19 protein-coding genes and 1 pseudogene are annotated in these 20,839 nt (G+C 74.9%); 10 read left to right on the plus strand and 10 right to left on the minus strand.

The window, feature by feature from the left end:
* Positions 1-248: 248 nt before the first annotated feature.
* A pseudogene (locus EKG83_RS47905) lies at positions 249-527 on the minus strand (MGH1-like glycoside hydrolase domain-containing protein); the annotation flags it as partial.
* A 499-nt stretch (positions 528-1,026) separates the two neighbouring features.
* Positions 1,027-1,317, minus strand: coding sequence for an MGH1-like glycoside hydrolase domain-containing protein (locus EKG83_RS47910; RefSeq protein ID WP_051766641.1), 291 nt, complete (start codon positions 1,315-1,317; stop codon positions 1,027-1,029).
* A 936-nt stretch (positions 1,318-2,253) separates the two neighbouring features.
* Here EKG83_RS47910 and EKG83_RS49035 point away from each other — a divergent pair.
* Positions 2,254-3,390: a sigma-70 family RNA polymerase sigma factor gene (locus EKG83_RS49035; RefSeq protein ID WP_153278196.1), complete on the plus strand. Its 1,137-nt coding sequence runs from the start codon at positions 2,254-2,256 to the stop codon at positions 3,388-3,390.
* A 21-nt stretch (positions 3,391-3,411) separates the two neighbouring features.
* Positions 3,412-4,014: a hypothetical protein gene (locus tag EKG83_RS18115; RefSeq protein WP_033434100.1), complete on the plus strand. Its 603-nt coding sequence runs from the start codon at positions 3,412-3,414 to the stop codon at positions 4,012-4,014.
* A 69-nt stretch (positions 4,015-4,083) separates the two neighbouring features.
* On the opposite strand, the gene EKG83_RS18120 is transcribed toward EKG83_RS18115, so the two are convergent.
* The 3 genes from EKG83_RS18120 to EKG83_RS18130 form a co-directional block, all read right to left on the minus strand.
* The gene (locus EKG83_RS18120; RefSeq protein ID WP_033434101.1) at positions 4,084-4,464 is read right to left on the minus strand and encodes a carboxypeptidase-like regulatory domain-containing protein; all 381 of its coding nucleotides are present in this window, start codon (positions 4,462-4,464) and stop codon (positions 4,084-4,086) included.
* A 61-nt stretch (positions 4,465-4,525) separates the two neighbouring features.
* On the minus strand, positions 4,526-6,121 hold the full coding sequence (locus tag EKG83_RS18125) for a hypothetical protein (RefSeq protein ID WP_033434102.1): 1,596 nt from the start codon (positions 6,119-6,121) through the stop codon (positions 4,526-4,528).
* A gap of 259 nt (positions 6,122-6,380) precedes the next feature.
* Positions 6,381-7,001, minus strand: a complete 621-nt coding sequence (locus EKG83_RS18130) for a patatin-like phospholipase family protein (RefSeq protein ID WP_063741440.1) — start codon at positions 6,999-7,001, stop codon at positions 6,381-6,383.
* Positions 7,002-7,084: 83 nt separating this feature from the next.
* Between EKG83_RS18130 and EKG83_RS18135 the strand changes: the two genes are divergently transcribed.
* Positions 7,085-7,654, plus strand: a complete 570-nt coding sequence (locus tag EKG83_RS18135) for a TetR/AcrR family transcriptional regulator (RefSeq protein ID WP_033434103.1) — start codon at positions 7,085-7,087, stop codon at positions 7,652-7,654.
* An 18-nt stretch (positions 7,655-7,672) separates the two neighbouring features.
* On the opposite strand, the gene EKG83_RS18140 is transcribed toward EKG83_RS18135, so the two are convergent.
* Positions 7,673-9,820 (minus strand): MMPL family transporter, encoded by a 2,148-nt coding sequence (locus tag EKG83_RS18140; RefSeq protein ID WP_033434104.1) that lies wholly within the window; start codon positions 9,818-9,820, stop codon positions 7,673-7,675.
* Between the two features lie 91 nt (positions 9,821-9,911).
* Entirely contained in the window at positions 9,912-10,520 is a 609-nt protein-coding gene (locus EKG83_RS18145; RefSeq protein WP_051766642.1) for a TetR/AcrR family transcriptional regulator, read from the minus strand.
* An 87-nt stretch (positions 10,521-10,607) separates the two neighbouring features.
* On the opposite strand from EKG83_RS18145, the gene EKG83_RS18150 reads away from it, so the two are divergent.
* Complete coding sequence (locus EKG83_RS18150; RefSeq protein ID WP_033434105.1) at positions 10,608-11,918, plus strand: cytochrome P450; 1,311 nt, start codon at positions 10,608-10,610, stop codon at positions 11,916-11,918.
* Here EKG83_RS18150 and EKG83_RS18155 read toward each other — a convergent pair.
* On the minus strand, positions 11,915-13,177 hold the full coding sequence (locus EKG83_RS18155; RefSeq protein ID WP_033434106.1) for a hypothetical protein: 1,263 nt from the start codon (positions 13,175-13,177) through the stop codon (positions 11,915-11,917). The genes EKG83_RS18150 and EKG83_RS18155 overlap by 4 nt on opposite strands.
* A 401-nt stretch (positions 13,178-13,578) precedes the next feature.
* Between EKG83_RS18155 and EKG83_RS18160 the strand changes: the two genes are divergently transcribed.
* From EKG83_RS18160 to EKG83_RS18180, 5 genes are all read left to right on the plus strand, one after another.
* A complete protein-coding gene (locus tag EKG83_RS18160) occupies positions 13,579-14,142 on the plus strand; it encodes a QsdR family transcriptional regulator (RefSeq protein ID WP_033434107.1) in 564 nt (187 codons plus the stop codon).
* A gap of 207 nt (positions 14,143-14,349) precedes the next feature.
* Positions 14,350-15,699 (plus strand): alpha/beta hydrolase domain-containing protein, encoded by a 1,350-nt coding sequence (locus EKG83_RS18165; protein WP_228122666.1) that lies wholly within the window; start codon positions 14,350-14,352, stop codon positions 15,697-15,699.
* On the plus strand, positions 15,696-17,000 hold the full coding sequence (locus EKG83_RS18170; protein ID WP_033434108.1) for an alpha/beta hydrolase: 1,305 nt from the start codon (positions 15,696-15,698) through the stop codon (positions 16,998-17,000). The genes EKG83_RS18165 and EKG83_RS18170 overlap by 4 nt, the downstream gene beginning before the upstream one ends.
* Positions 17,001-17,073: 73 nt before the next feature.
* Positions 17,074-17,397: a PadR family transcriptional regulator gene (locus EKG83_RS18175; protein ID WP_033434109.1), complete on the plus strand. Its 324-nt coding sequence runs from the start codon at positions 17,074-17,076 to the stop codon at positions 17,395-17,397.
* Positions 17,394-17,978: a hypothetical protein gene (locus tag EKG83_RS18180; RefSeq protein WP_153278197.1), complete on the plus strand. Its 585-nt coding sequence runs from the start codon at positions 17,394-17,396 to the stop codon at positions 17,976-17,978. Before EKG83_RS18175 ends, EKG83_RS18180 begins: the two co-directional genes overlap by 4 nt.
* Before the next feature lie 23 nt (positions 17,979-18,001).
* Here the strand turns inward: EKG83_RS18180 and EKG83_RS18185 are convergent, their stop codons facing one another.
* Together EKG83_RS18185 and bla are read right to left on the minus strand one after the other, a co-directional pair.
* Positions 18,002-18,514, minus strand: a complete 513-nt coding sequence (locus EKG83_RS18185) for a hypothetical protein (RefSeq protein WP_153278198.1) — start codon at positions 18,512-18,514, stop codon at positions 18,002-18,004.
* 143 nt (positions 18,515-18,657) lie between these two features.
* Positions 18,658-19,569, minus strand: a complete 912-nt coding sequence (gene bla / locus EKG83_RS18190; RefSeq protein WP_033434112.1) for a class A beta-lactamase — start codon at positions 19,567-19,569, stop codon at positions 18,658-18,660.
* Positions 19,570-19,764: 195 nt separating this feature from the next.
* On the opposite strand from bla, the gene EKG83_RS18195 reads away from it, so the two are divergent.
* Positions 19,765-20,814 carry an amidohydrolase family protein gene (locus tag EKG83_RS18195; protein WP_033434113.1) on the plus strand — a complete coding sequence of 350 codons (1,050 nt, stop codon included), beginning with the start codon at positions 19,765-19,767 and terminating at the stop codon, positions 20,812-20,814.
* The last annotated feature ends 25 nt before the right edge of the window (positions 20,815-20,839 follow it).

Here is a 20,839-nt window from a genome sequence, read left to right on the forward strand (position 1 = left end):
CGGGGCCCGCCACCGGCCCCCGTGCTCGCCCCGGCCGGTCATGGCACCCCCGGTGAACGCGACCGCGAACCGGTCACCCGGCGCCCAGGTCACGCTCGCGCAGCACCCACCGGTGGCCCCGCCCCGGTCCGGCCCGCGACCCGGACGTCGGCGGCCGAGGTGCCGAAGTGGTTGTCGTACCAGGCCAGGACGACGTGCAGGCGCCGGCGCAGCTCCAGCGGCCTGCCCGGGACTGCGCACCGTCGCGGTCACCTCGGTGGCCCGGCCGCACGGGCACTGCCGACCGCGCCGCCGTCCGCGCGGGACGGTTGCACGCGCAGGTCGTCGGTGAGCACCGCCGGGTCGACCAGCACCCGGTTGAGCCGGCCGCGTCGGGGTGCCGGTGGTGTGCGCCGCTGCCCCGGCACGTCGGCCCACCCGCCAGCCGTGGTGTGGTACTGCAGGTCGTAGGCGTCGGGTGCGCGCACGCCCCCGCCGTCGTCGTAGAAGGAGATCCGCACGTCGGACACGCTGGTCGGCGCGCCGAGGTCGACGGCCGGCCAGTCCTGCCGGTTCGGGCTGCCGTGGCTGGTCCACCGGGTAGCCGGTCCCGGCGGCGTTGGCCAGGTCGTCCACCAGCGGTTCGGGGTCGGTCGGCCGCGCCGGGCCCACCCGCACGTCGACGGCGCGCAGGTCGGCCTGCCGGTGCACCAGCGTGCCGTCCACCCACACCCGCAGGCCGGTCCCCCGGTGGCGGGCGTCGCCGTCGCGGTCCCAGGCCACGGTCAGGTCGTGGCCGTGGTAGGGCGCGTTCTCCACGGCGAAGTGGTCCGAGTCGGCCGGGACCAGCGGCGAGATCCGCACAGTCCTCGCTGCGCCCGCGCCCGTCGTAGAGCCGGCGGTCCTCGTCGGGGTGGTGCGCCTCGGCCACGTACGGCCGACCGGCCTCGCGCCGGGTCAGCGCGTAGCCGCGCAGCAGGTCGTAGTAGTCCTGCCGGTCGACGTGGGGCTGGGCCGGGTAGTCGTGGAGCAGGTTCGCCAGCGCGGTCAGCGTCTGGCTCGTGGCGTACGGCCGGCTCGGCCCCGACCACCGGCAGCAGCCCAGAGCGCGTCGTGCACGAACCACGGGCTGCGCCGCTCCACGGTGGTGGGGCCGAACGGCGCGGCGAAGCCCATCGGGTCGGTCAGCTGCGCCCACGCCGCGGCGGCGCTCGGCGGCGCCATGCGGAAGTACCAGGGGATGAAGCCGATCTGCTCCCGGTCGGTGACCTCGGTCCGGCCGTCGCGCGTCACGTGGTGGTAGAACCGGGTCCCCGGGTCCCACAGGTTCCGGTCCACAGTGGACTGCAACGCGCGGGCGCCCGCCTCGTACCGGTCGGGCGGCGGCCAAGTCGCCCGGCCCGCCGCGCAGCCGCAGCAGTTCGGCGATGGCCATGGCGTCGCCGTACTGGTAGGCGTTGAGCGTCGGCCGGAAGCCGGTGCCGCCGCGGTAGGGGTCGTCACCCTGGTACGAGCTCGCCGGGTACTCCATCGCGTCCCACACCGGGACCTGCCGGTACAGGCCCGGGTCGCGGTCGGACCGCGGCGCCCAGGCGGCCCACTGCCGCTCCAGCTCGGGCAGCCGGTCCACGGCGAAGCCCCACCGCCCGTCGACCTCGGCGCGCGCCGGCACCGCGTCGGCCGCCCAGAACGAGTACTGGTGGGCCCAGTCGGTGGTGTTCTCGTCGAGGAGGTCGGTGGCGGGCTTGGGGCCCGCGCCGCCGCGCGGCCAGTAGCCGACCGGGCCGAGGAACTCCGAGACGATCCACCCGTCCTCGGGGCCGGTGTGCTTGAGGGCTTCCTTGTAGGTGTGCCAGCGGTGGTAGTAGGTGTCCTCGACGTCGGCGTCCGGCAGGTCGACGAACGGGACGTTCGCCTCGTACCAGTCCGGTTCGACGAGGTCCGCGAGCTTCGCCGCGTGGTCGGACAGGGACGTGACCGCACCCACCGGCGGCACGGGGGCTCCCCGTCCTCGTCGGAACGCGGTGGCGGCCTGGGGCGCCGGCGCGGTTGTAGCCTAGTTTTTCTAACGTTGTAAATAGAGGTGAGGTCTGGGCGTCACACGTTCGTGTTGTCTTTGTTGGACTGATCGGGTTAAGAAGTGCATCCGATCGTTACGGTTTCCCGGGTCTGTTCGATGGCAGTGATGCGGGTGGGTGAACCACTCGCTGGACCGGATGACTGACCGGGCACGACCGCAGGTCCGGTCGGCGTCCCGCATCGGTGGGAGGCGTGATGAACCCCGATGACCTCGCGGCCGCGGTGGAACGCGTCGTGCGGCGCTGCCAGGGAGCCGGTCTGTCGCGGGCCGAGGCCGAGGACTGCGCGCACGAGGCCGTGCTGGCCCTGCTGGCCTGCGACGCCGCGCCGGGCGAGCCGATCAGGCGCGTCGAGGCGTGGCTGACCGTGGCCGCCCGGCGCAAGCTGGTCGACCACCTCCGGCGGGGCAGGCACGAGCAGGACGCCCTGGCGCGGCTGCACAACGCCGACACCCCGCCGCCGGACCCCGGTGACGTGGTCAGCGACCAGGCGCACGCGGCCTGGCTGACCGAGGCGCTGCACAGGCTGCCCGCCACCACCCAGCTGGTGTGCCGGGAGGTCGCCGGGGGCGCCACCACCACGCAGACCGCGGCCGCCCTGGGGCTGACCCGCCGGGCGGTGGAGTCCCACCTCACCCGGGCCCGCCGGTACCTGCGCTACCTCGCCGCGGGCAGCGCGGCCGCCCTGGGCTGGGTGTTCCTCCAGCTCACCCGGAACGGCGCGGCGGTGGCGACCGCGCTCGCGCCGGCCGCGCTGATCGTCGTCGCGGTGCCACCGGACGCGCCGCCGCCGCGCGTACCGGCACCGCCCGCCGCGATCGCCGCCCCGCCACCGGTCGCGCCGCCACCGGTCGTGCCGCCACCGGTCGTGCCGCCACCGGTCGTGCCGCCACCGGTCGTGCCGCCACCGGTCGTGCCGCCACCGGTCGTGCCGCCACCGGTCGTGCCGCCACCCGTCGTGCCGCCGACCAGTGCGCCGCGACCCGTCGTGGTGCCGACCACTGCGCGGCCACCCGCCGTGCCGCCACCCGCCTCGGTCGCCGCCGCGCCACCGGCCGCGGGCGAACCGGTGGGGACCGTCGAGCCGGCTGCTCCCGGTCCGTCGCCGACGACGTCCGCGCGCACCGCCCAACCCGAACCCGCGCCGCCCCGGTCCAGGGCCGGGACCGAGGACCGACCCGAACGGCTGCCGGACTGGCCCGAACGGGTGACATCGACCCGCGAACCGCGGACGGAGTGCGTGCCGCACCCGATCCGACCGTCTACCAAGCAGAGCACGCGTGACTCCAGCGGGACACCTGGTGCGCAACAGGAGTCCACAGAGGACGAATAGTTGCGGGTCGAAGGAGAAGCCATGTTCCCCCAGCGAAACCTCCACCACGGCGTCCACCGGATCGCGCGACGCGGCGGTGTCGTCGTGGCCGCGGCCGGCGCGCTGCTCGCGGCGCTGCTCGCCCTGCCCGCCCAGGCCGGCGCGGAAGTGGTCGACGGGCTCTGCACCGCCGGCGGGTCCACGCAGGAGTTCTCCCCCGGCCTGACGCTGGAGGAGCGGAACATCACCGTGCACCAGGAGGGCAGGCTCCTCGGGTGCGCGTCCACGGAGCGCCCGGCGATCAAGAGCGGCACGTTCACGTTCAACGGCCACGGCAGGGCCAGCTGCGTCCAGGGCTCGCTCGCCGGTGACTTCATCTTCACCTGGTACGACAGCCCCGTGCCCGGCGAGGGGCACGTGGTGGGCACCAGCAAGGTCGAGCTGGAACTCGCGGTCGTCCTGCGGCCCGTCGGGCAGAACGTCGCCGTGGCCACGGGCAAGGTCAACGCGGGCAACACCTACGTCGGCGACGACATGACCTACACCGAGGCGCTGGTCTCCCCGGAGGCGGCCAAGTGCCTGACCTCCCAGGGCGTGCAGTCGCAGCAGGGCGTTTCGGCGGGGCTGGTGTTCGTCGGGCTGTAACGGTCGGGCGGCCGGCACCCGGTGGGGACCGGCCGAGGGGTGGGTGCGGGGGGCAGCCCGCACCCACCCCTACCTCACGCCGGAGTCGAAGAACACCGTGACGGTGGTGTAGCCGCCGGCGGTGACGTCCACGTCCAGCGGCTGGGCGGCCGGCAGCAGGGACCCGGTGAGGTTGGCCGGGTGGAGGGTGTAGCGGCCGGGCGGCAGGGGGATGCGGAACCGGCCGTCGACGTCGCTGGTCGCCTCCGCGGCGGTGTCGCCCGAACCGGTCCTGGTGACCCGGATGCGGGCGGACAGGGGCTCGTCCGGGCACGGCGGCGCGTCCCTGGCCGGTGGGCAGCCGCCGTCGACCACCGTGCGGCCGTCGACGCCGGAGCCGGGAGGGTCGCCCGACGTGCCGCAGGCGGCGAGCAGCGCCACGAGCAGGACGGGTGCGGTGCGGGTGGTCATGGTGCCGGCCCTCGGGTGCGCGGTGGCGGACCGCCGGGGAGGCGGCCCGCCACCGGTGTGGTCAGGAGAACAGGACGTTGTGCGGTTCGGAGTACGCGCCGGCCGTGCCGCAGTGCGCGCTCATCCGGTAGCCCGCGGCGACCCACCTGCTCTGGTCGGCCTTGTAGGTCCGAACGGTCAGGTAGTCGCCCCAGCGGTAGAGGCCGGCGGCGTTGGCGCAGGTGTTGCCGCCGCCCCACAGGTAGTAGTTGGGGCTGAGGTCGACGCCGTTGTTGGGCGAGTTGTTCACCCCGGCGCCCGGGTAGTAGTGCGTGGTGCCGGTGCCGCCGCCCCAGGCGAACGTGCTGCCGACGCGGCCGGCGTTGTTGGGTGCCATGGACAGGAACTGGAGCGCGCCCCAGCTGCCCCAGAAGTCGCTCGCCCCGAGGTACGCCTTGGTCGACTCGGTGAAGCGGACGATCCTGGTGTAGGGGAACGGGTGCGAGGCGTCCTGCTTGGCGTTGAAGGAGAACCCGAGGGTGCCGCCCGCCCGGTACGCGCCGAGCGTGCGCGAGTCGGAGAACTGGCACCAGTTCTTGACCACGTTGTCGGCGCTGCCGCAGTTCTGGCCGCTGTTGCGGGTGTAGAACGAGTAGGAGGCGACGGTGCGGTCCCACCAGTTGTAGCTGCCGGAGTTCTCCGCCCACGCGTAGACGCGGAACGAGGACCCGTTGGTCTGCCCCCAGTTGCTGCCCCAGAACAGGGTGTCGGTGGAGCCGGGGACCAGCTTGAAGGTGAAGCTGTCGGTGCGGTTGAGGTAGTTGTAGCTGAACGCGCCGCACGTGCTCATCGGCACCTTGGGCAGCCGGACGATCGCGGAGCCCTGCCCGCCGGCCGCGGGGAAGAAGTTCGTGGAGATGTAGACGTTGTTGTTGGCGATGGTGATGTCGTTGTAGTCCAGCGTGGTCCCGGCGGCCAGGCCGAACCACGAGGACGTGATGTTCCAGTAGCACCAGCCGGTGAACGCGCCCGCGCCCGCGGCCGGGGCGTTGGCCAGGACCAGGCGGTCGGAGTACTGGAGCAGCCAGAACTGGCGCCCGGTCGCGGCGTCGTACTGGGTCACCTGGTCGCAGCAGAACCCGCTGCCGAAGAGGGTGAAGGGGTCGAGGTAGGACCAGGTGGAGCCGTTGTCGGTCGACCGGGACGCGTACCAGTTGCCGACCTGGAAGAGGTTGCCGCCGTTGGCGTCGGTGCTGGGCTCCTGGACGTAGGAGGAGTACGACGCCCCGCCGGCGATCCCGCTCGCGGGGATGGTGGAGTCGCGGACCAGGGTGGCGGCCTGCGCCGCGGTGCCGTCGGGCCGCGCGGCCTCGGCGCCGAGGGCGCCGTGCCGGGGCTCCGGCCCCCGGCGGCCCAGCGACACCTCGCGGGCGTCGCGCTCGGCCTGGCGGGCGTTGAGCTCGGTCAGCTCGGCCGCGGTGTAGGCGCGCGGCCGCTCGGACACCGGGGCGGTGATCCGCCGCCCGGCCGCGGTTGCGCCGGTGGAGGCGGTACCGGCGCTCGCCGCGGACGGGGGTTGCGCCTCGGCGGTCGGGGCGCCGAGCACGGCGGCGACCAGCGCGCCGACCGCGAGTACCGACAGCGCCGGTCTGGCGCGGTATTCCCCTGAGCGTGTCATGAATCGCATTGGGCCCTCGCTCCTTTGCGTTCCGGGAAGACGTCAAAGGAGGATGCGCCCCGCCCGGTCGGGGAATCCAGGGGCTGAAGCCCCGGGTCCCCGCTCTCCCGACAAAGGGCTTTTGCGGGCCTGAATCCCCTGGTGGGAGCGGTCCTGGTGGGGATCGTGGGAAAACTGTGGACACGTTATTCTCGCGGAATAGATCTTGAAGTGCAAATTGTTCGGACCAATTTCCCGGGTGGTCCGGACCAGGGGCGGATCACCGCCACTCGGCGTCGAGCACCCGTCCCTGGGCCCGACCGTCCCCGGGCCCGACCGGCCCCGGCGGCGGGCCCGCGGGTGGCCGGGTCGAGCGCGTTCGCGCCGATCGCCGCCCCCACCAGCACCCGGCCGCGCCCGCGGCGAGGTCGGCGTTCTCCGCGGAGCGGACACCGCCGTCCACGTACCGGCGACCGCCGGTGGTGACCGGCGGCCACACGCCCGGCACGGCGGCGCTCGCCGCGACCGCGTCGACCAGGTCCACGCCCGAGTCGTTGTCGAACACCCGGCGCTCGCCGATCCCGGCGTCCACCGCCACGATCCGCAGGGCGCGGGCGGGCCACTTGTGCGAGGGCGACCGCGACTCGACCACCGCCCGCCGCACCGGCTCGGGCACGGTGTCGGCGTCGAGGGCGAACCGGCCCACCGCGCCCGCGTCCGCGGCACCGCCCACCAGGGACGCCAGTCGGGCGCCCAACCGCTCCGGGTCGACCTGGCGCGCGTACAGCTCCGCCAGGTCCAGCCCGCTGCCCGACCGGGCCGCGACGGTCGCGCCCGCCGACGTGCCCACCACCAGGTCCGCTCCGGTGACGTCCCGGCCCGCGTCGGCCAGTCCCGCCAACAGCCCCGTGGTCCACGCGATCCCGGCGACGCCACCGCCGGCGCTCGCGCCGTCGCGGGTGCCGGCCCGCCTACAGTGGTGAGGTGCCGCGCCAGACGCCCCAGGAGCTCGACGACGAGATCATCGACGGCGCCGCGGCGCTGTTCGCCCGGCACGGGTTCCGCGAGACGTCGGTGCAGCGGATCGCGGCGGCGGTCGGGTTCTCCAAGGCCGGGCTGCTGCACCACTACCCGTCGAAGGAGGCGTTGCGCGCCGCGGTGCTGCGGCGGTGCCTCGGCGAGGTGCGGATGATCACCGCCGGGGTGGTGCACCGGGCGGCGGGGCCGGAGCGCGACCGGGCGGCGCTGACCGCGGTCGCGGAGCTGGCGTTGCGGCAGCCCGGTTTCGTGGCGCTGATCCTGGCCGGGCTGTCGAGCGCGCCGGGCGACGACGAGCTGGACGAGGTGGTGGCGGCGCTGGGTGAGGCGTTCGGCCTCGCCCCCGACACCGACTTCACCCGCCGGCTGCGGGTGAGCGGTGCGCTGGGCGCGCTGGCGGTAGCGCGGGTGGCGCTGCGCGCGCACCTGGCCGGTGACGCGATCGGTGACGTGCCCGGTGACGCGGTCGGCCACCTCGTCGACCTCGCCTGCGACACCCTGGGCCACACCGGCTGACCTCGATCCGCACCACCCTCACCCCCGCACCGGGGCGTGCTCCTCCCGTTGCAGCGCGGCGCCCTCCACGTCCAGCTCGGGCAGCCGGTGCAGCGGCCGGGGCAGCCACCACGCCGCCCGGCCCAGCAGCGCCAGCGCGGCGGGCACGGCCACCAGCCGCACCACGATGGCGTCGAACAGGATGCCGACGGCCAGCCCGAAGGCGATCGGCTTGACCGCGCCGTCCCCCTCGGGCACGAACCCGGCGAACACCGAGAACATGATCGCCGCCGCGGCGACCACGACCGGCGCGGCCTGCCGGAACCCGGTCACCACGGCCTGCCGCGGTTCGACGCCGCGGGCGTGCGCCTCGTGCATCCGGGACACCAGGAACACCTGGTAGTCCATCGCCAGGCCGAACAGGATGCCGACCACGATGATCGGCGCCAGGCTCATCAGCGGCCCGGTGCCGCCCATCCGCACCACGTCGGCCAGCCAGCCCCACTGGAACACCGCCGTGGTCGCGCCCAGTGCCGCGCCGATGGTCAGCAGGAACCCCAGCACGCCCACCACCGGCACCGGGATCGACCGGAACACCAGGACCAGCAGCACCAGCGCCAGGCCGACGACCAGCACCAGGTAGATCGGCAGCGCCTCGTCGAGCTGGTGGGACACGTCGATGCTGACCGCGGTGGTGCCGGTGACGTAGACGCGGGCGCCGTCGGTGTCGGCGACCTGGTCGCGCAGCGCGTGCACCAGGTTTTCGGTCGACTCGTCGTCGGGCGCGGACGACGGGATCACGGTGACCAGCGCCGCCGAGCGGTCGGCGTTGAGCCGCGGCGGGGCGGCCAGGGACACGTCGGGCAGCGCGGCGGCCTGTGCGCGGACCTCGGCGGACCGCGCGGCGGCGTCGGGGCCGTCGACCAGCACCAGCAGGGGGCCGGTGAAGCCGGCGCCGAAGTGGTCGGCGACCAGCCGGTCGGCCCGGGCCTGCGTGGTGCCCTCCGCCGGGTGCTGGATCAGCGAGGTGCGCGTGGACAGCACCGGCGCGGCCACGACGGCCAGCGCGACGACCGCCAGCACCAGCGCGGCCCACCGGTGGCGGGTCACCGCGGTGGACCAGCCGCGGTAGAGGCCGCGTTCGGTGAGCTCGCCGGGCGTATCGCGGACCTTGCGCGGCAGGGCGCGGGTGCCGACGAACCCCAGCATCGCCGGGACCAGCGTGATGGCGACCAGCACGGCGATGACGACGGTGCCCGCGGCGGCCAGGCCCATCTCGGCCAGGAACGGGATGCCGGTCACGGCGAGCCCGCACAGCGCGATCACCACGGTCAGCCCGGCGGTGACCACGGCCGACCCGGCGGTGCCGACCGCCAGCGCCGCCGCGCCCGCCACCGGGCGCCCGGCGCGCAGCTCGTGCCGGAACCGGGTGACGATGAACAGCGCGTAGTCGATGCCCACGGCCAGGCCGAGCATCACCGCCAGGATCGGGGTGGTGGACTGGAGCTGCACCAGGCCGGTCAGCGCGGTGATGCCCAGCGCGCCGGTGGCCACGCCGACGACCGCGGTCAGCAGGTTCATGCCCGCCGTGACCAGCGAGCCGTAGGTGACGGCCAGCACCACCAGCGCCACCACCACACCGACGACCTCGGCCGGGCCGCCGACGTTGACCGGTTCTTGGGTGGCCTCGCCACGCGCCTCGGCCACCAGCCCGCCGGTGCGCGCCCGCTCCACCGCGTCGGTCAGCGCGGCGCGCTGCTCGTCGGTGACGTCGGGTGCCCGCGCGGTGTAGGTGACCGTGCTGTAGGCCGCGCGCCGGTCGGCCGAGACCACCGGCGCGGCCGGGTCGAGCGGGTTGGTCGCCGACGCGACGCCGGGCAGCCGCCCCAGCTCGCCGACCAGGGCGGTCACCCGCTCGGCGGTGGCCGGGTCGGTGATCGCGCCGCCGTCGGGGGCCTCCACGACCACCTGCGCCTCGGCACCCGCGGCATCCCCGCCGAACTTCTCGCCCACGACGTCCAGCGCCGTGGTCGACTCCTGGCCGGGGATCTCGAAGGTGCTGACGGTCTTGTCGGACAGGGTCGCCGCGGCCACGCCGATGCCCAGCAGCACCAGCAGCCACGCGACGACGACCGGGCCCCGGTGGCGGACCGAGGCCAGTCCGAGGCGGTGCAGCAGCGTTGCCATGATCAGGTCCGTTCCGGCGTCGGCGGGAGCGTTAGCCCGTTCGGACCAGGGGTTGCCGACCGCGCCGGGGGGAAACCGGCCGTTGTGGTGGTTACGGGGCCTGGGGGCCGAGCAGTGCCGTGGCGGCCCGGACCGCCACCTCGGTGACCTCGCGCATCCGCCTGCCGCCCTCGATGGTCACCGCGCTCAGCTCGCGCAACCCGCCCAGCAGCATGACCACGAGGTCCCGCGGCACCGGCTCGGACCGCAGGTCCCGCCACCGCGGCGTGTCGCACAGCCGGAGCACCATGGCGATGAACGCCTCCATCGCCTCGTGCTGGAGCCGGCGCGCGGTCGGGCCGAGGGCGGGCACGTCGCGGATCCAGCTGACCACCAGGGCGGGCGCGGCGTCGACGCAGCCGGCCCACGCCTCCACCGCCTGCCGGACCTGCGCGCGCCACGGCGCCGAGGGGTCCACCGCGGCGGAGATCCGGCGGACCATCTCCGCGGTGGTGTCGGCCAGCAGGGCGGCGAAGCACGCCTCCTTGTCCGGGAAGTGCTGGTAGAAGGTCCGGCGCGAGGTGCGCGCGTGCCGCACCACGTCCGCGACCGTGGTGGCCCGGTAGCCGTCCCGCTCGATGCCCGCGGCCAGGCCGGCGAGCAGCCGCCTGCGGTAACCCGCGGCCCGCTCGTCGGCCACCACCGTGGTCGCGTCCTGCACGCCGTCCTCCGTCCAGCCCTTGTGAGCGATGGTACGCGGGCGTACCGTCCGCTTGGTACGTTGGCGTACCACGGAGGGCGTTGGCCGATGACGACGACGGTGCTCCCACCAGGTCCCACGGTGCCCCGCGCCGTGCAGGGCGCCTACGCCCTGACCGTGCCCCGGCGCGGCGTGCGGCGGATGCGCGAGCGCTACGGCGACGCCTTCTCGGTGGACGTGCCGATCTTCGGCCGCGCGATGGTGCTGGCCAACGCCGCCGAGATCAAGCAGCTGTTCCTGGCCCGGCCCGAAGTGGTGGAGAACATCGAACCCAACCTCGGCCGCGTGCTCGGCCCCGGCTCGGTGTTCGCGCTGGTCGGTGAGGAGCACCGCAGGCAGCGCAAGCTGCTCGTGCCGCCGTTCCACGGCCGCAGGCTCGCCGCGTTCGAGGGGATCGTCGAGCAGGAGGCGGTGCGCGAGTTCGCGTCGTGGCCGCAGGGCCGGTCGTTCGCCACGCTGCCGTCGATGATGCGCATCACGCTCAACGCCATCCTGCGTGCGGTCTTCGGCGCCGAGGGGGTCGAGCTGGAGCAGTTGCGCCGGCTGCTCCCGCCCATGGTCATCGCCGGGTCCCGGCTGGTCATGCTCCCGCTCGCCCCCGTGGACCTGGGGCGGTGGAGCCCGTGGGGCCGGTTCCGGCTGATGCGCCGCGAGTACGACGCGATCGTCGACCGCCTGGTCGACAAGGCGTTGCGCGACGACCGCCTCGACGAGCGGGACGACGTGCTGGCGCTGCTGCTGCGCAGCCGCTACGACGACGGTTCGGCGATGAGCCGCGGGCAGCTCGCCGACCAGCTCCTCACCCTGCTCAGCGCCGGGCACGAGACCACCGCGACCACCCTCGCCTGGGCGGTGGAGCGCATCCGCCGCCACCCCGACGTGCTGCGCGGGCTCGTCGAGGAGGTGGACGCGGGCGGCCGCGCGCTGCGCGACGCGACCGTGCTGGAGGTCCAGCGCACCCGGCCGGTCATCGACCTGGTGGGGCGCCTGGTCAAGGCCGAGGGCCTGCGGCTGGGGCGGTGGACGCTGCCGCGCGGGCACAAGGTCCTGGTGAGCATCGGGCTGCTGCACGAGGACGAGTCGGTGTTCCCGAACGCCCGCGCGTTCGACCCCGGCCGCTTCCTCGGCGCGCGACCCGACCTCTACGCGTGGATCCCGTTCGGCGGCGGTGCCCGGCGCTGCCTGGGTGCCGCGTTCGCGACCATGGAGCTGGACGTCGTGCTGCGCACCCTGCTGCGGGACTTCGAGCTGGCGCCCACCGGCGAGCGGGACGAGCGGTGGCACTCGCGCGGCGTGGCCAACGCGCCGGGGCGGGGCGGGCTGGCGGTGGTGCGCCGCAGGACCTCCCGAACCGGCTAGGCGGGCAGGTGGTAGCCGTTCCTGGCGTACCGCACCAGCCAGCCGCGCGGGGTCATGACGATGGTCTTGCGCCTGCCGTCGTCGTCCTCGCCCATGAGCGTGGAGACCAGGTTCTGCTGCTCCAGCGCCTTGATGTGCGGCCGCATGGCGGTGGGGGAGTTGAAGCCGAAGTCGGCGTAGTCGCCCGGTGAGCACCAGCCCTTGCGGTCGGCCAGCTCGTCGAACACGCCCCACGCCCGGTTGCCCAGCCGGGTGTCGTGGTTGTGCTTGTCGGCCTGCTCGGTGATCCACACCTTGAACAGGCCCGCGCGGTCGCCCGGTGCCGTCCCGGTCAGGCCCTCCTCGTGGAGCCAGAACGAGAAGTCCTCCGCGAACTTGAACGCGTTGCGCAGGTTCTTGTTGAGGATCTCGTACAGGTAGCCGAACGTGTCCGGGTTCACCGGCGGCACCGCGCGGGGGTCGACCCGGCACGCCTCGATCCGGGTCTGCACGGCCTCCACCGCGCAGCCGTCCGACATGGCGTTGATCTCCACCGGCTCGGCGATGCGGCCCTCCAGCCGGGGCGACGAGACGGACGTGCGCACGATGCCCCGGGAACCGCACAGGATCCAGCGCAGGCCCCGGCGGTTGAGCAGGGGGTCCCGGATCGCCTCCAGCAGGCCGCGCGCCCGCGAGGTCGTCTCCAGCAGCTCCAGGTTGTCGATCACGCAGATGAACCCGCCCGCCTGGCTGCTCGGGAACAGGGTGCGCAGCCAGGTGTCGATGATGACCTTGAAGCCGACCTCGGCGAAGCCCTGGCCGGAGTTGGCCGAGCTGCCCCGGCTGTACCCGCCGCCGACCCCGACGACCGAGGCGTTGGCGCTGTGCGAGTGCAGCAGCGGCGAGTTGATCCAGGACTTCATCTCCCGGACGTCGGGCAGCCGCGAGGCGTGCTTCTTCAGCACGTCGTACTCGTCGACGATGGCCGAGGCGACGGCGAGGTAGACCTTCTTGACGAAATCGTCGACACCGCAGTCCGCGTCGGGCTGGAAGAACTCCGCGAGCGGGATGAACAACTTCGCCGAGCCGCCCTCCTCGGACCGCTTCCGGAGCCGGTAGCAGGCGACCTGGAGCAGGCTCGTCTTGCCGACGCCGTTGTCGCCCTCCAGCGTCGGGTGGTTGCCGCCGGACAGCAGCCGGGCCTCCAGCCTGGCGATCTCCGCCTCCCGGCCGACCAGGAGCCTGGCGCCCGCCTCGGTGGAGGGGACCGGCTCGGTCATGTAAGGACTTTCACGAAAACCGAAGTCTTGCCACATTCGACTACCCCCGAGGTGTTTCCCGCATTGGTTGCATCGTCGCAAGGGCGCGGCTGTTAGCGGGGGCTGTTGGGGATATCCACCGAATTGGTGACACGTGGTCTCGAATATTCACCCCGACGGGAAATCCGCGTAGGCTGGGTCGAGGTCGTCCTCGCGTGGCGAGGTGCTCGGGGGCGCGGCACGGGCCGCCACGGCCGCTCGGTCGGGGCCGCCGACGCGCGTGGGGGGCTTCGACGAGGTGCACGTGGTCGCCTTCGGCGGAACGGGTGGTTTCACCGTCACGCCGCCACTGGATGTGCCGGGCCCGCCGAGGCCATGATGCGGTGGGGCTGGGCGCGGGGCCCGGCGGAGGCGGGTTGGCGATGGACGACGGCGCGCGCCGGGTGATGAGCCGGGACCAGGTCGTGCGGGGTGCCTGCGACTTCTTCCTGCGGCACGGCGGGGTCGACATGGAGCGGCTGGCGACGAGCCTGGCCATCAGCCGGTCGACGCTCTACCGGGTGGTGCGCAGCCGGGACGGGCTGCTCGGCGACGTGCTGTGGCTGCTGGCCGACCGGGTGCTGACCCGGGCCCGGCAGCGCCGCACGCACGGCGGTGCCGAGGGGGTCCTGGAGGTCACCCGCTACTTCGCCGACCGGCTGCGCGCGGCGGGCGCGTTCCGGGCGTTCCTGCGCGGCGAGCCCGAGACGGCCGCCCGGGTGCTGTTCAACGGCTCCGGCGCGCTGCACCGGCGGGCGGTGTCGGCGCAGAAGCAGATCCTGCTGGAGGTCCCGGGCGAGTGGGCCGGCGCGGCCGGGCTGGACCAGGTCGCGTTCCTCTACGTGCGCATCGTGGAGTCCGCGCTCTACGCCGAGCTGCTGGGTGGCGCGCCGCTCGACCCGGACCTGGTGGAGCGGGCCGCCCGGACCGTGCTGCGGGCGGGCTGAGGTCGCCGGACGGCCCGCCGCGACCGCGCCGGGGCCGCCGGACGGCACCGCACGACAGGCCGGGACCGCCCCCGCCCACCCCTGTCACGACCACGCTCCCGCGCCCACCCTGACACCGCCGTCTCACGATCCCGGCGCTCGCTGGTGCGCCGCGTCAGCGGCCGGCTACGTTCGGTGTGCCCTTCCCCCAACGCCGAGGGAGTCGGTATGTCGCCCAGGCGCATCCTCCCGTTCGCGATCCTGCCGGTGCTCGCGCTGGCCGGCGCCCCCGCGGTGTCGGCAACCCCCGCAGCCCCCGCGCCGGTGCCCCGGGTGGTCGGCCCGCTGCCCGGGACCGTGCCGGGCGACCGGCTGGCCGACCGCATCGAGGACACCTACCCGTTCTTCTCCACCCCCGTCGACCTCGCCGCGGCCGGCTACGTCGAGCAGGAGTTCCACCTCTCCGGCACGGCCGACGGCTTCGCGGTCGACGGCACGCGGGTCGCCTCCGGCGTGCCGTACACCACCCGCGTCGTCGTCCGGCGGCCCGCGCGGGCCCGCGACTACAGCGGCACCGCGCTGGTCGAGTGGCAGAACGTCACCGCCGGGTACGACCTGGACGCGCTGTGGAACGCCGAGCAGGTCACCCGCGCGGGCCACGCCTGGGTCGGCGTGTCCGCGCAGCGGGTCGGCGTGGACCAGCTCCGCGGCTGGAGCCCCGCCCGGTACGGCGCCCTGGACGTGACCGGCGGCGGCCTCCACACCGCCGACGAGCTGTCCTACGACGTCTTCACCCAGGCCGGCCGCGCCGTGGGCAACGGCTCGGTCATGGGCGGGCTGCGCACCCGCACGCTGCTGGCCATCGGCGCCTCGCAGTCCGCGGGCCGGATGACCGTGCTCTACGACCGGGTCCTGCCGCAGCAGCGGCCGGTGTTCGACGGCTACGGCTTCATCGTCGGCACCGCGCCGACGCGCGTGGGCGCCGAGCCCGTCTTCCAGGTGCTGTCCGAGACCGACGTCCGGACCCCGCAGCGGCCCGCCGACACCGACCGGTTCCGCCGCTGGGAGGTCGCCGGCGGTGCGCACTCCGGCCACCAGGGGCAGGTCTACCGCGCGCCCATCTCCGAGCGCGACCTCGGCGCCGCGCCGACCTACGACTGCGACCGGCCGCCGTTCAGCCGGGTACCGGTGCACCACGTCACCGCGGCCGCCTACGAGCACCTGCGGCGGTGGGTCGAGCTGGGCGTGCGGCCGCCGACCGCGCGGCCGCTGGAGTTCGAGGCGGACGGCGTCACCAAGAAGCGCGACGCGCTGGGCCTGGCGCTGGGCGGCGTCCGGCTCTCCCAGGTCGCCGTGCCGACCGCGCTGAACACCGGGGACAACTCCGGCGAGACGTTCTGCCGGCTGTTCGGCACGCACGTCCCGTTCGACGCGGAGACCCTGGCGCGGCTCTACCCGACCCGGGCCGGCTACGTGCGGCGCGTGGTGGCCGCCGACGCCGCCAACGTCCACGCGGGCTACCTGCTGCCCGCCGACGCCGAGCAGAACCTGCGCGACGCCCCGGGGGAGGCGCGGTGAAGGGCGCGGTGCTCGTGAGCGCCCTGGCGCTCCTGTTCTCGATGGCGAGTCCCGTCGCCCACGCCGAGGCGCGCACCCCGGTGGTGTTCGTGCACGGCCAGCAGGGCTCGGCGCAGCAGTGGCAGTCCAACGCCAAGCGGTTCTCCGGCAACGGGTACGCCGACCACCTCCTGCACGCCTACGAGTACGACACCAGCGTGCCGACCAACGACCTCGCCGTGGCCGGCCTGGAGTCCTTCATCGCCGCCGTGCGCACCCGCACCGGCGCGTCCACTGTGGACGTCATCGCGCACTCCCGCGGCACCGCGGTCGTGCACGCCTTCCTCGCCGCGCCCGAGCGAGCCGCCCTGGTGCGCAGGTACGTCAACGTCGACGGCCGCTCCGGCGCGGCACCGCCCGGGGGAGTGCCGACCCTGGCGCTGTGGGGCAGCCTCCAGCCCAACGGGTCCATCGGCGGCGCCACCAACGTGTACCTGACCACCCTCGGGCACACCGAGACCACCACCTCGGCCGACGGCTTCGCCCACATCCACCGGTTCCTGCGCGACCGGCCCGCGCTCACCACGCGCGTGCTGCCCGAGCCGCCGGCCGCGGTGCGGATCGCCGGTCGCGCCACGCTGTTCCCGCAGAACACCGGGGTGCGGGCCCTGCTGCAGGTCTGGGAGGTCGACGGCGCGACCGGCGCCCGGCGCGGCCCCGTGCCCCGCTACGCCCTGCGCACCGCGGCCGACGGCTCGTTCGGCCCGCTGCCGGTGACCGGCGGCAGGCACCACGAGCTGGTGCTGCTGCGCGAGGGGCAGCAGACCTACCACTACTACCCGGAACCGTTCGAGCGCAGCGACCGCTTCCTGCGGTTGCAGGTCTCCGCGCCCGGCGGCATCGGCGACCAGGTGGACAAGTGCCCGACGCACACCGCGCTCACCGTGGTGCGCAACCGCGAGTGGTGGGCCGACCAGGGGCCGGCCGACACCGACCGGCTGGAGGTCGACGGCGTCGACCTGCTGTCACCGGCCGTCGCGCCGCGGCTGCGCCAGGTGCTCGCGGCCTTCGCCTTCGACGACGGCTGCGACCTCGCGTCCACGCCGGGCGCGGTGGTGCCGCCGTTCGGCTCGCTGCCGTTCCTGACCGCGACGGACGCCTACGTGCCGGCGCGGGCTGACGCCGGCGGCACGGTGCGCGTCACCCAGGTCGCGCGCGGCACGGGCGGCGGGTCGCGCACGGTCGCGGTGCGCAACTGGCCGTCGGACGCGCACTCGGTCACCGTGCAGTTCAAGGACTACCTGGACGTCCGGGCCGGCTGACCGCCCGTCGACCGCGCGAACTCCCCGTAGTCGGGCGGTTGACGCATCGTGATTTGTTCTACAGGATATAACTATGGGTAACGGGCTGGGCCGGCTGGAGCTGGTCGTGCTCACCGCGGTCGCCCGGCTCGACGAGGACGCCTACGGGCTCAGCGTCCGCCGGGAGGTCGAGCGGCTGAGCGGTCGGGACTACTCCGTCGGCGCGGTCTACACGACGCTGTCGCGCCTGGAGGGCAAGGGCCTGGTGGACACCTGGACCACCGAGCCGCTGCCGACCCGGGGCGGCCGGTCCCGCCGCATGTACCGGATCAACACGGCGGGGCGGCAGGCCGTGCGCGACGCGCGGACCCTCGCGGCGCGCCTGTGGCGCCCCGAACCGGGAGGGAGCTTCGCGTGAACCCCGACCCCAGCAGAGCGGAACGCCTCGTGCGGGCGTTCGTACCGACCGGGGGCATCGGCGACGCCGTCCTGGGCGACCTCGCGCAGGAGTGGTACGAGCGCTCGGTGCGCGACGGCCGCCGGGCCGCCACCACCTGGTACCGGTGGCAGGCCCTGCGCAGCCTGCCCCACCTGCTCGCGCTCACCACCCGGGAGCGCGCCGGGCGCGTGGCCGCGGCGGTGCTGCCCGCCCTGCTGATCACGGCGCTGCTGACGGCCGGCACGTGGGTGGCGCTGCTGGTGGCCACCGAGGGCCCCGCCGGCGTCCAGGTCCAGCGCTCGCCCCAGGTCCTCGCGGCGGCCTTCCTGGTGCTCGGCGGCGCGGTCGCGGTCCTCGGCGGCGGCGTGCTCGCCGGGCTGTCCCGCCACGCACCGCTGGTCAACGTCGCGTGGCTGGCGGTCGCCTGGGTGCCGACCGTGCTGCTGCTCCCCCCGTCGCCGGGCCTGCCGGCGTGGCACCTCGCCGCCCTGCCCGCGGTCCTCGCGACGGGGACGGCGATCGGCGGCCTGTCCGCCGTGCTGCTCAGACCGGTGCGCTGAACCCGGTGCGGCCCGGGTTCCGGTCAGGCGCTGTGCGAGGAGGTGGGCTCCTGGAACAGCAGCGCGGGAGCGCTGACCTGCGGGCGGGGCGCGACGACCTCGGGCACCTGGAAGGCGGGTTCGGCGGAGAACGCGGTCTCGGCGGAGAACGCGGCGTCGGCGGAGAACGCGCCGTCGGCCGGCACCGCGACCTCGGCGGGGAAGCCCAGCTCGGCGGGGAACGCGGCCTCGGCCGGCGCGTCGAGCACGACCTCGGCGGCGGGCGCCTTCTCGGCGACCGGCTCGGCGGTCAGCTGCCGCTGCACGCGGTTGATCCACAGCAGCCACATGGCCTCGTCGCGGTGGCCCCGGTACTCGGCCTTCAACCCGGCCAGTGCACCGCGGACGCGCGCCGCGACCACCGGGTCCTCCCGCACGACGGCCCAGACGGCGCGGGCGACCGCGTCCCCCGCCTTGACCATGCCGCGCACCTGCTCGATCAATTCCGCGGCGGACATCGTCGACCACGCCGCTGCGATCCTCTGGGCCTTCGTCACGTCGCCATCATTACCCGCTGTGCAGCCCGGAGTAGCCGGGACGCAGTGTAATCCACATCTCGTTTGCAGATTGAGATCCCAGGTCGGGCCCGGTGGACAGGGGCGCGTCAGTCCGATCTGGAGGGCCGCGGGCGGGTCCCCGCTCAACCCAGGTGGCCGAACACGACGGTCGCGGCCCGGGCGATCAGGGCGTCGTCGTGCGCGGCGCCTTCGGTCGCACGGCGGGACATGACGGCCAGGACGACGGGTGCGCCCCCGTCGGGAGGCCAGGCCACGGCGATGTCGTTGCGCGTCCCGTAACCGCCGGTGCCCGTCTTGTCACCCACCACCCAGCCCGCGGGCGCGCCCGCGCGGATCAGCCGGTCGCCGGTGGTGTTGCGGCGCAGCAGGTCGACCAGCACCGCGCGCTCCTCCCCGGGCAGGGCGTCGCCGAGCGCGAACGCCCGCAGGCTCCCCGTGACGGCGCGCGGCGTGCTGGTGTCGCGGAGATCACCCGGCGCGGCCTCGTTCAGGTCGGGCTCCACGCGGTCGACGCGGGTGGTGGTGTCGCCGACCTCCCGCAGCGCGGCGGCCAGCCCGGCCGGGCCGCCCAGCTCGCGGAACAGCAGGTTGCCCGCGGTGTTGTCGCTGAAGCGGACCGCCGCGTCGACGGCCTCGCGCAGCGTCACGCCCGTGTCGACGCGGCCCTCGGTGACGGGGGAGTGGGCGATCAGGTCGGCGCGGGTGTAGGTCACCACCTCCTCCAGCTCGGGGAGGGAGTTGCGCAGCAGCACGGCGCCGGCGGCGAGGGCCTTGACCGTCGAGGCGTGGGCGAACCGGTGGTCCGCGCGGTAGGACAGCTCGCGCCCGGTGCCGGTGTCGACCGCGTGGACGCCCAGCGTGGCGCCGAACTCGGCCTCCAGCCGCGCGAACTCGTCGTCCGCGACGGGCGCCGGGGGCGTGGTCGAGGTGGGTGGCGGCGGGGTGGCCGGCGGGCCGGTCGGTGCTGCGCAGGCCGCGACCGCGGCCAGGACGAGCAGGGCGCCGGCGGCGCGGCGGGCGGGTCGGTCGGGCACGGAGCCGCCTTTCTCCTCGGGTCGACGCACGGGCGGTCCTCCTCGGTCGACGCACGGGCGTCCCGGTGCGGTCGCCCGCCGGCGGGCGAATTCCCGCCCCGATGATCCCCGGCTCCCTAGACTCGGGGCGCATGGGGACCTCACCGCACCACAGCGCCGGCGGTTCGGCACCGCGACCCTCGGCGGGGGCCTGAGGTGGCGCTCCGGATCAGGGGCCCCGCCCTGCCGCACGGCGAGCACGTCGACCTCTACGCCGACGGCGACCGGTGGACCACCGACCCGGTCCGCGGCGCCGACCTGGTCGCGGAGGGCTGGCTGCTGCCCGGCCTCGTCGACGCGCACACCCACCCCGGCGCCCTGGCACCCGGCGACCCCCTGGACGGGGAACTGCTGCGCGAGCACCTGCGGGCGCACGTCGACGCGGGCGTCACGGCGATCCGCGCGCCGGGGCTGGCGGGTGAGCCGCCGTCGTGGTTCGGCGTGGCCGAGGACGTGCCGAGGGCCTGGCACGCAGGCCCGTGGCTGGCCCAGCCCGGCCAGTTCTTCGACGGCTGGGGCCGCCGCGTGGACCACGCCGACTTCCCGGCGGTGGCCGCGGCCCAGGCCGCGCGCACCGGGTGGGCGAAGGTCGTGGCGGACTGGGGGATCGACGACGACGCCGTGCCGGTCGACGTGCTGACGGCGGTCGTGGAGGCCGTGCACGCGGTCGGCGGCCGGGTCGCCGTGCACACCCAGCACGCGGCGGGCGGTGCGGCGGCGGTGGCCGCGCGGGTGGACTCCGTCGAGCACGGCATGTGGCTGGACCCCGGGTTGCTGGCGCGGATGGCGGAGCAGGGGACGGCCCTGACCCCGACGCTGTCCCCGTTCTGGTCGTACCTGCCCGACGCGCGGCGGCGACCGGACGGCCCGCGCAAGGAGTGGTTCGTGCGCGGTGCCGAGGCCCACGGACCCCTGGTCGCCGCCGCGGCCGAGGCGGGGGTGCGGGTGCTGGCCGGGACGGATTCCGTGCCGCACGGGCGGGTTTCGGACGAGGTGCGGGCCCTGGCCAAGGCGGGGATGCGGGCCCATGACGCCCTGGGGGCCGCGTCGTGGGACGCGCGGGCCTACCTCGGGTTGCCGGGGCTGGAGCCGGGGGCGCCGGCGGACGCGGTGGTTTACGCGGAGGACCCGCGCGGGGACCTGAACCGGCTCTCCGAGCCGCTGGCGGTGATCCTGAGGGGACGCTGCGTGCGCGGCGGGCGGTGAGGGGGCTCGCGGTGGAGGGGTGTGG

Origin of the sequence: Saccharothrix syringae, assembly GCF_009498035.1 — a bacterium.
In the GTDB taxonomy this organism is placed as follows: domain Bacteria; phylum Actinomycetota; class Actinomycetes; order Mycobacteriales; family Pseudonocardiaceae; genus Actinosynnema; species Actinosynnema syringae.

Bases quoted from the DNA above. Each gene is read 5' to 3' on its own strand.
- EKG83_RS18140 (WP_033434104.1), bottom strand. From the start codon at position 9,820: ATGGCAACGCTGCTGCACCGCCTCGGACTGGCCTCGGTCCGCCACCGG.
- EKG83_RS18175 (WP_033434109.1), top strand. From the start codon at position 17,074: ATGGGTAACGGGCTGGGCCGGCTGGAGCTGGTCGTGCTCACCGCGGTC.
- EKG83_RS18150 (WP_033434105.1), top strand. From the start codon at position 10,608: ATGACGACGACGGTGCTCCCACCAGGTCCCACGGTGCCCCGCGCCGTG.
- EKG83_RS49035 (WP_153278196.1), top strand. From the start codon at position 2,254: ATGAACCCCGATGACCTCGCGGCCGCGGTGGAACGCGTCGTGCGGCGC.
- EKG83_RS18115 (WP_033434100.1), top strand. From the start codon at position 3,412: ATGTTCCCCCAGCGAAACCTCCACCACGGCGTCCACCGGATCGCGCGA.
- EKG83_RS18155 (WP_033434106.1), bottom strand. From the start codon at position 13,177: ATGACCGAGCCGGTCCCCTCCACCGAGGCGGGCGCCAGGCTCCTGGTC.
- EKG83_RS18165 (WP_228122666.1), top strand. From the start codon at position 14,350: ATGTCGCCCAGGCGCATCCTCCCGTTCGCGATCCTGCCGGTGCTCGCG.
- EKG83_RS18125 (WP_033434102.1), bottom strand. From the start codon at position 6,121: ATGACACGCTCAGGGGAATACCGCGCCAGACCGGCGCTGTCGGTACTC.
- EKG83_RS18160 (WP_033434107.1), top strand. From the start codon at position 13,579: ATGGACGACGGCGCGCGCCGGGTGATGAGCCGGGACCAGGTCGTGCGG.
- EKG83_RS18120 (WP_033434101.1), bottom strand. From the start codon at position 4,464: ATGACCACCCGCACCGCACCCGTCCTGCTCGTGGCGCTGCTCGCCGCC.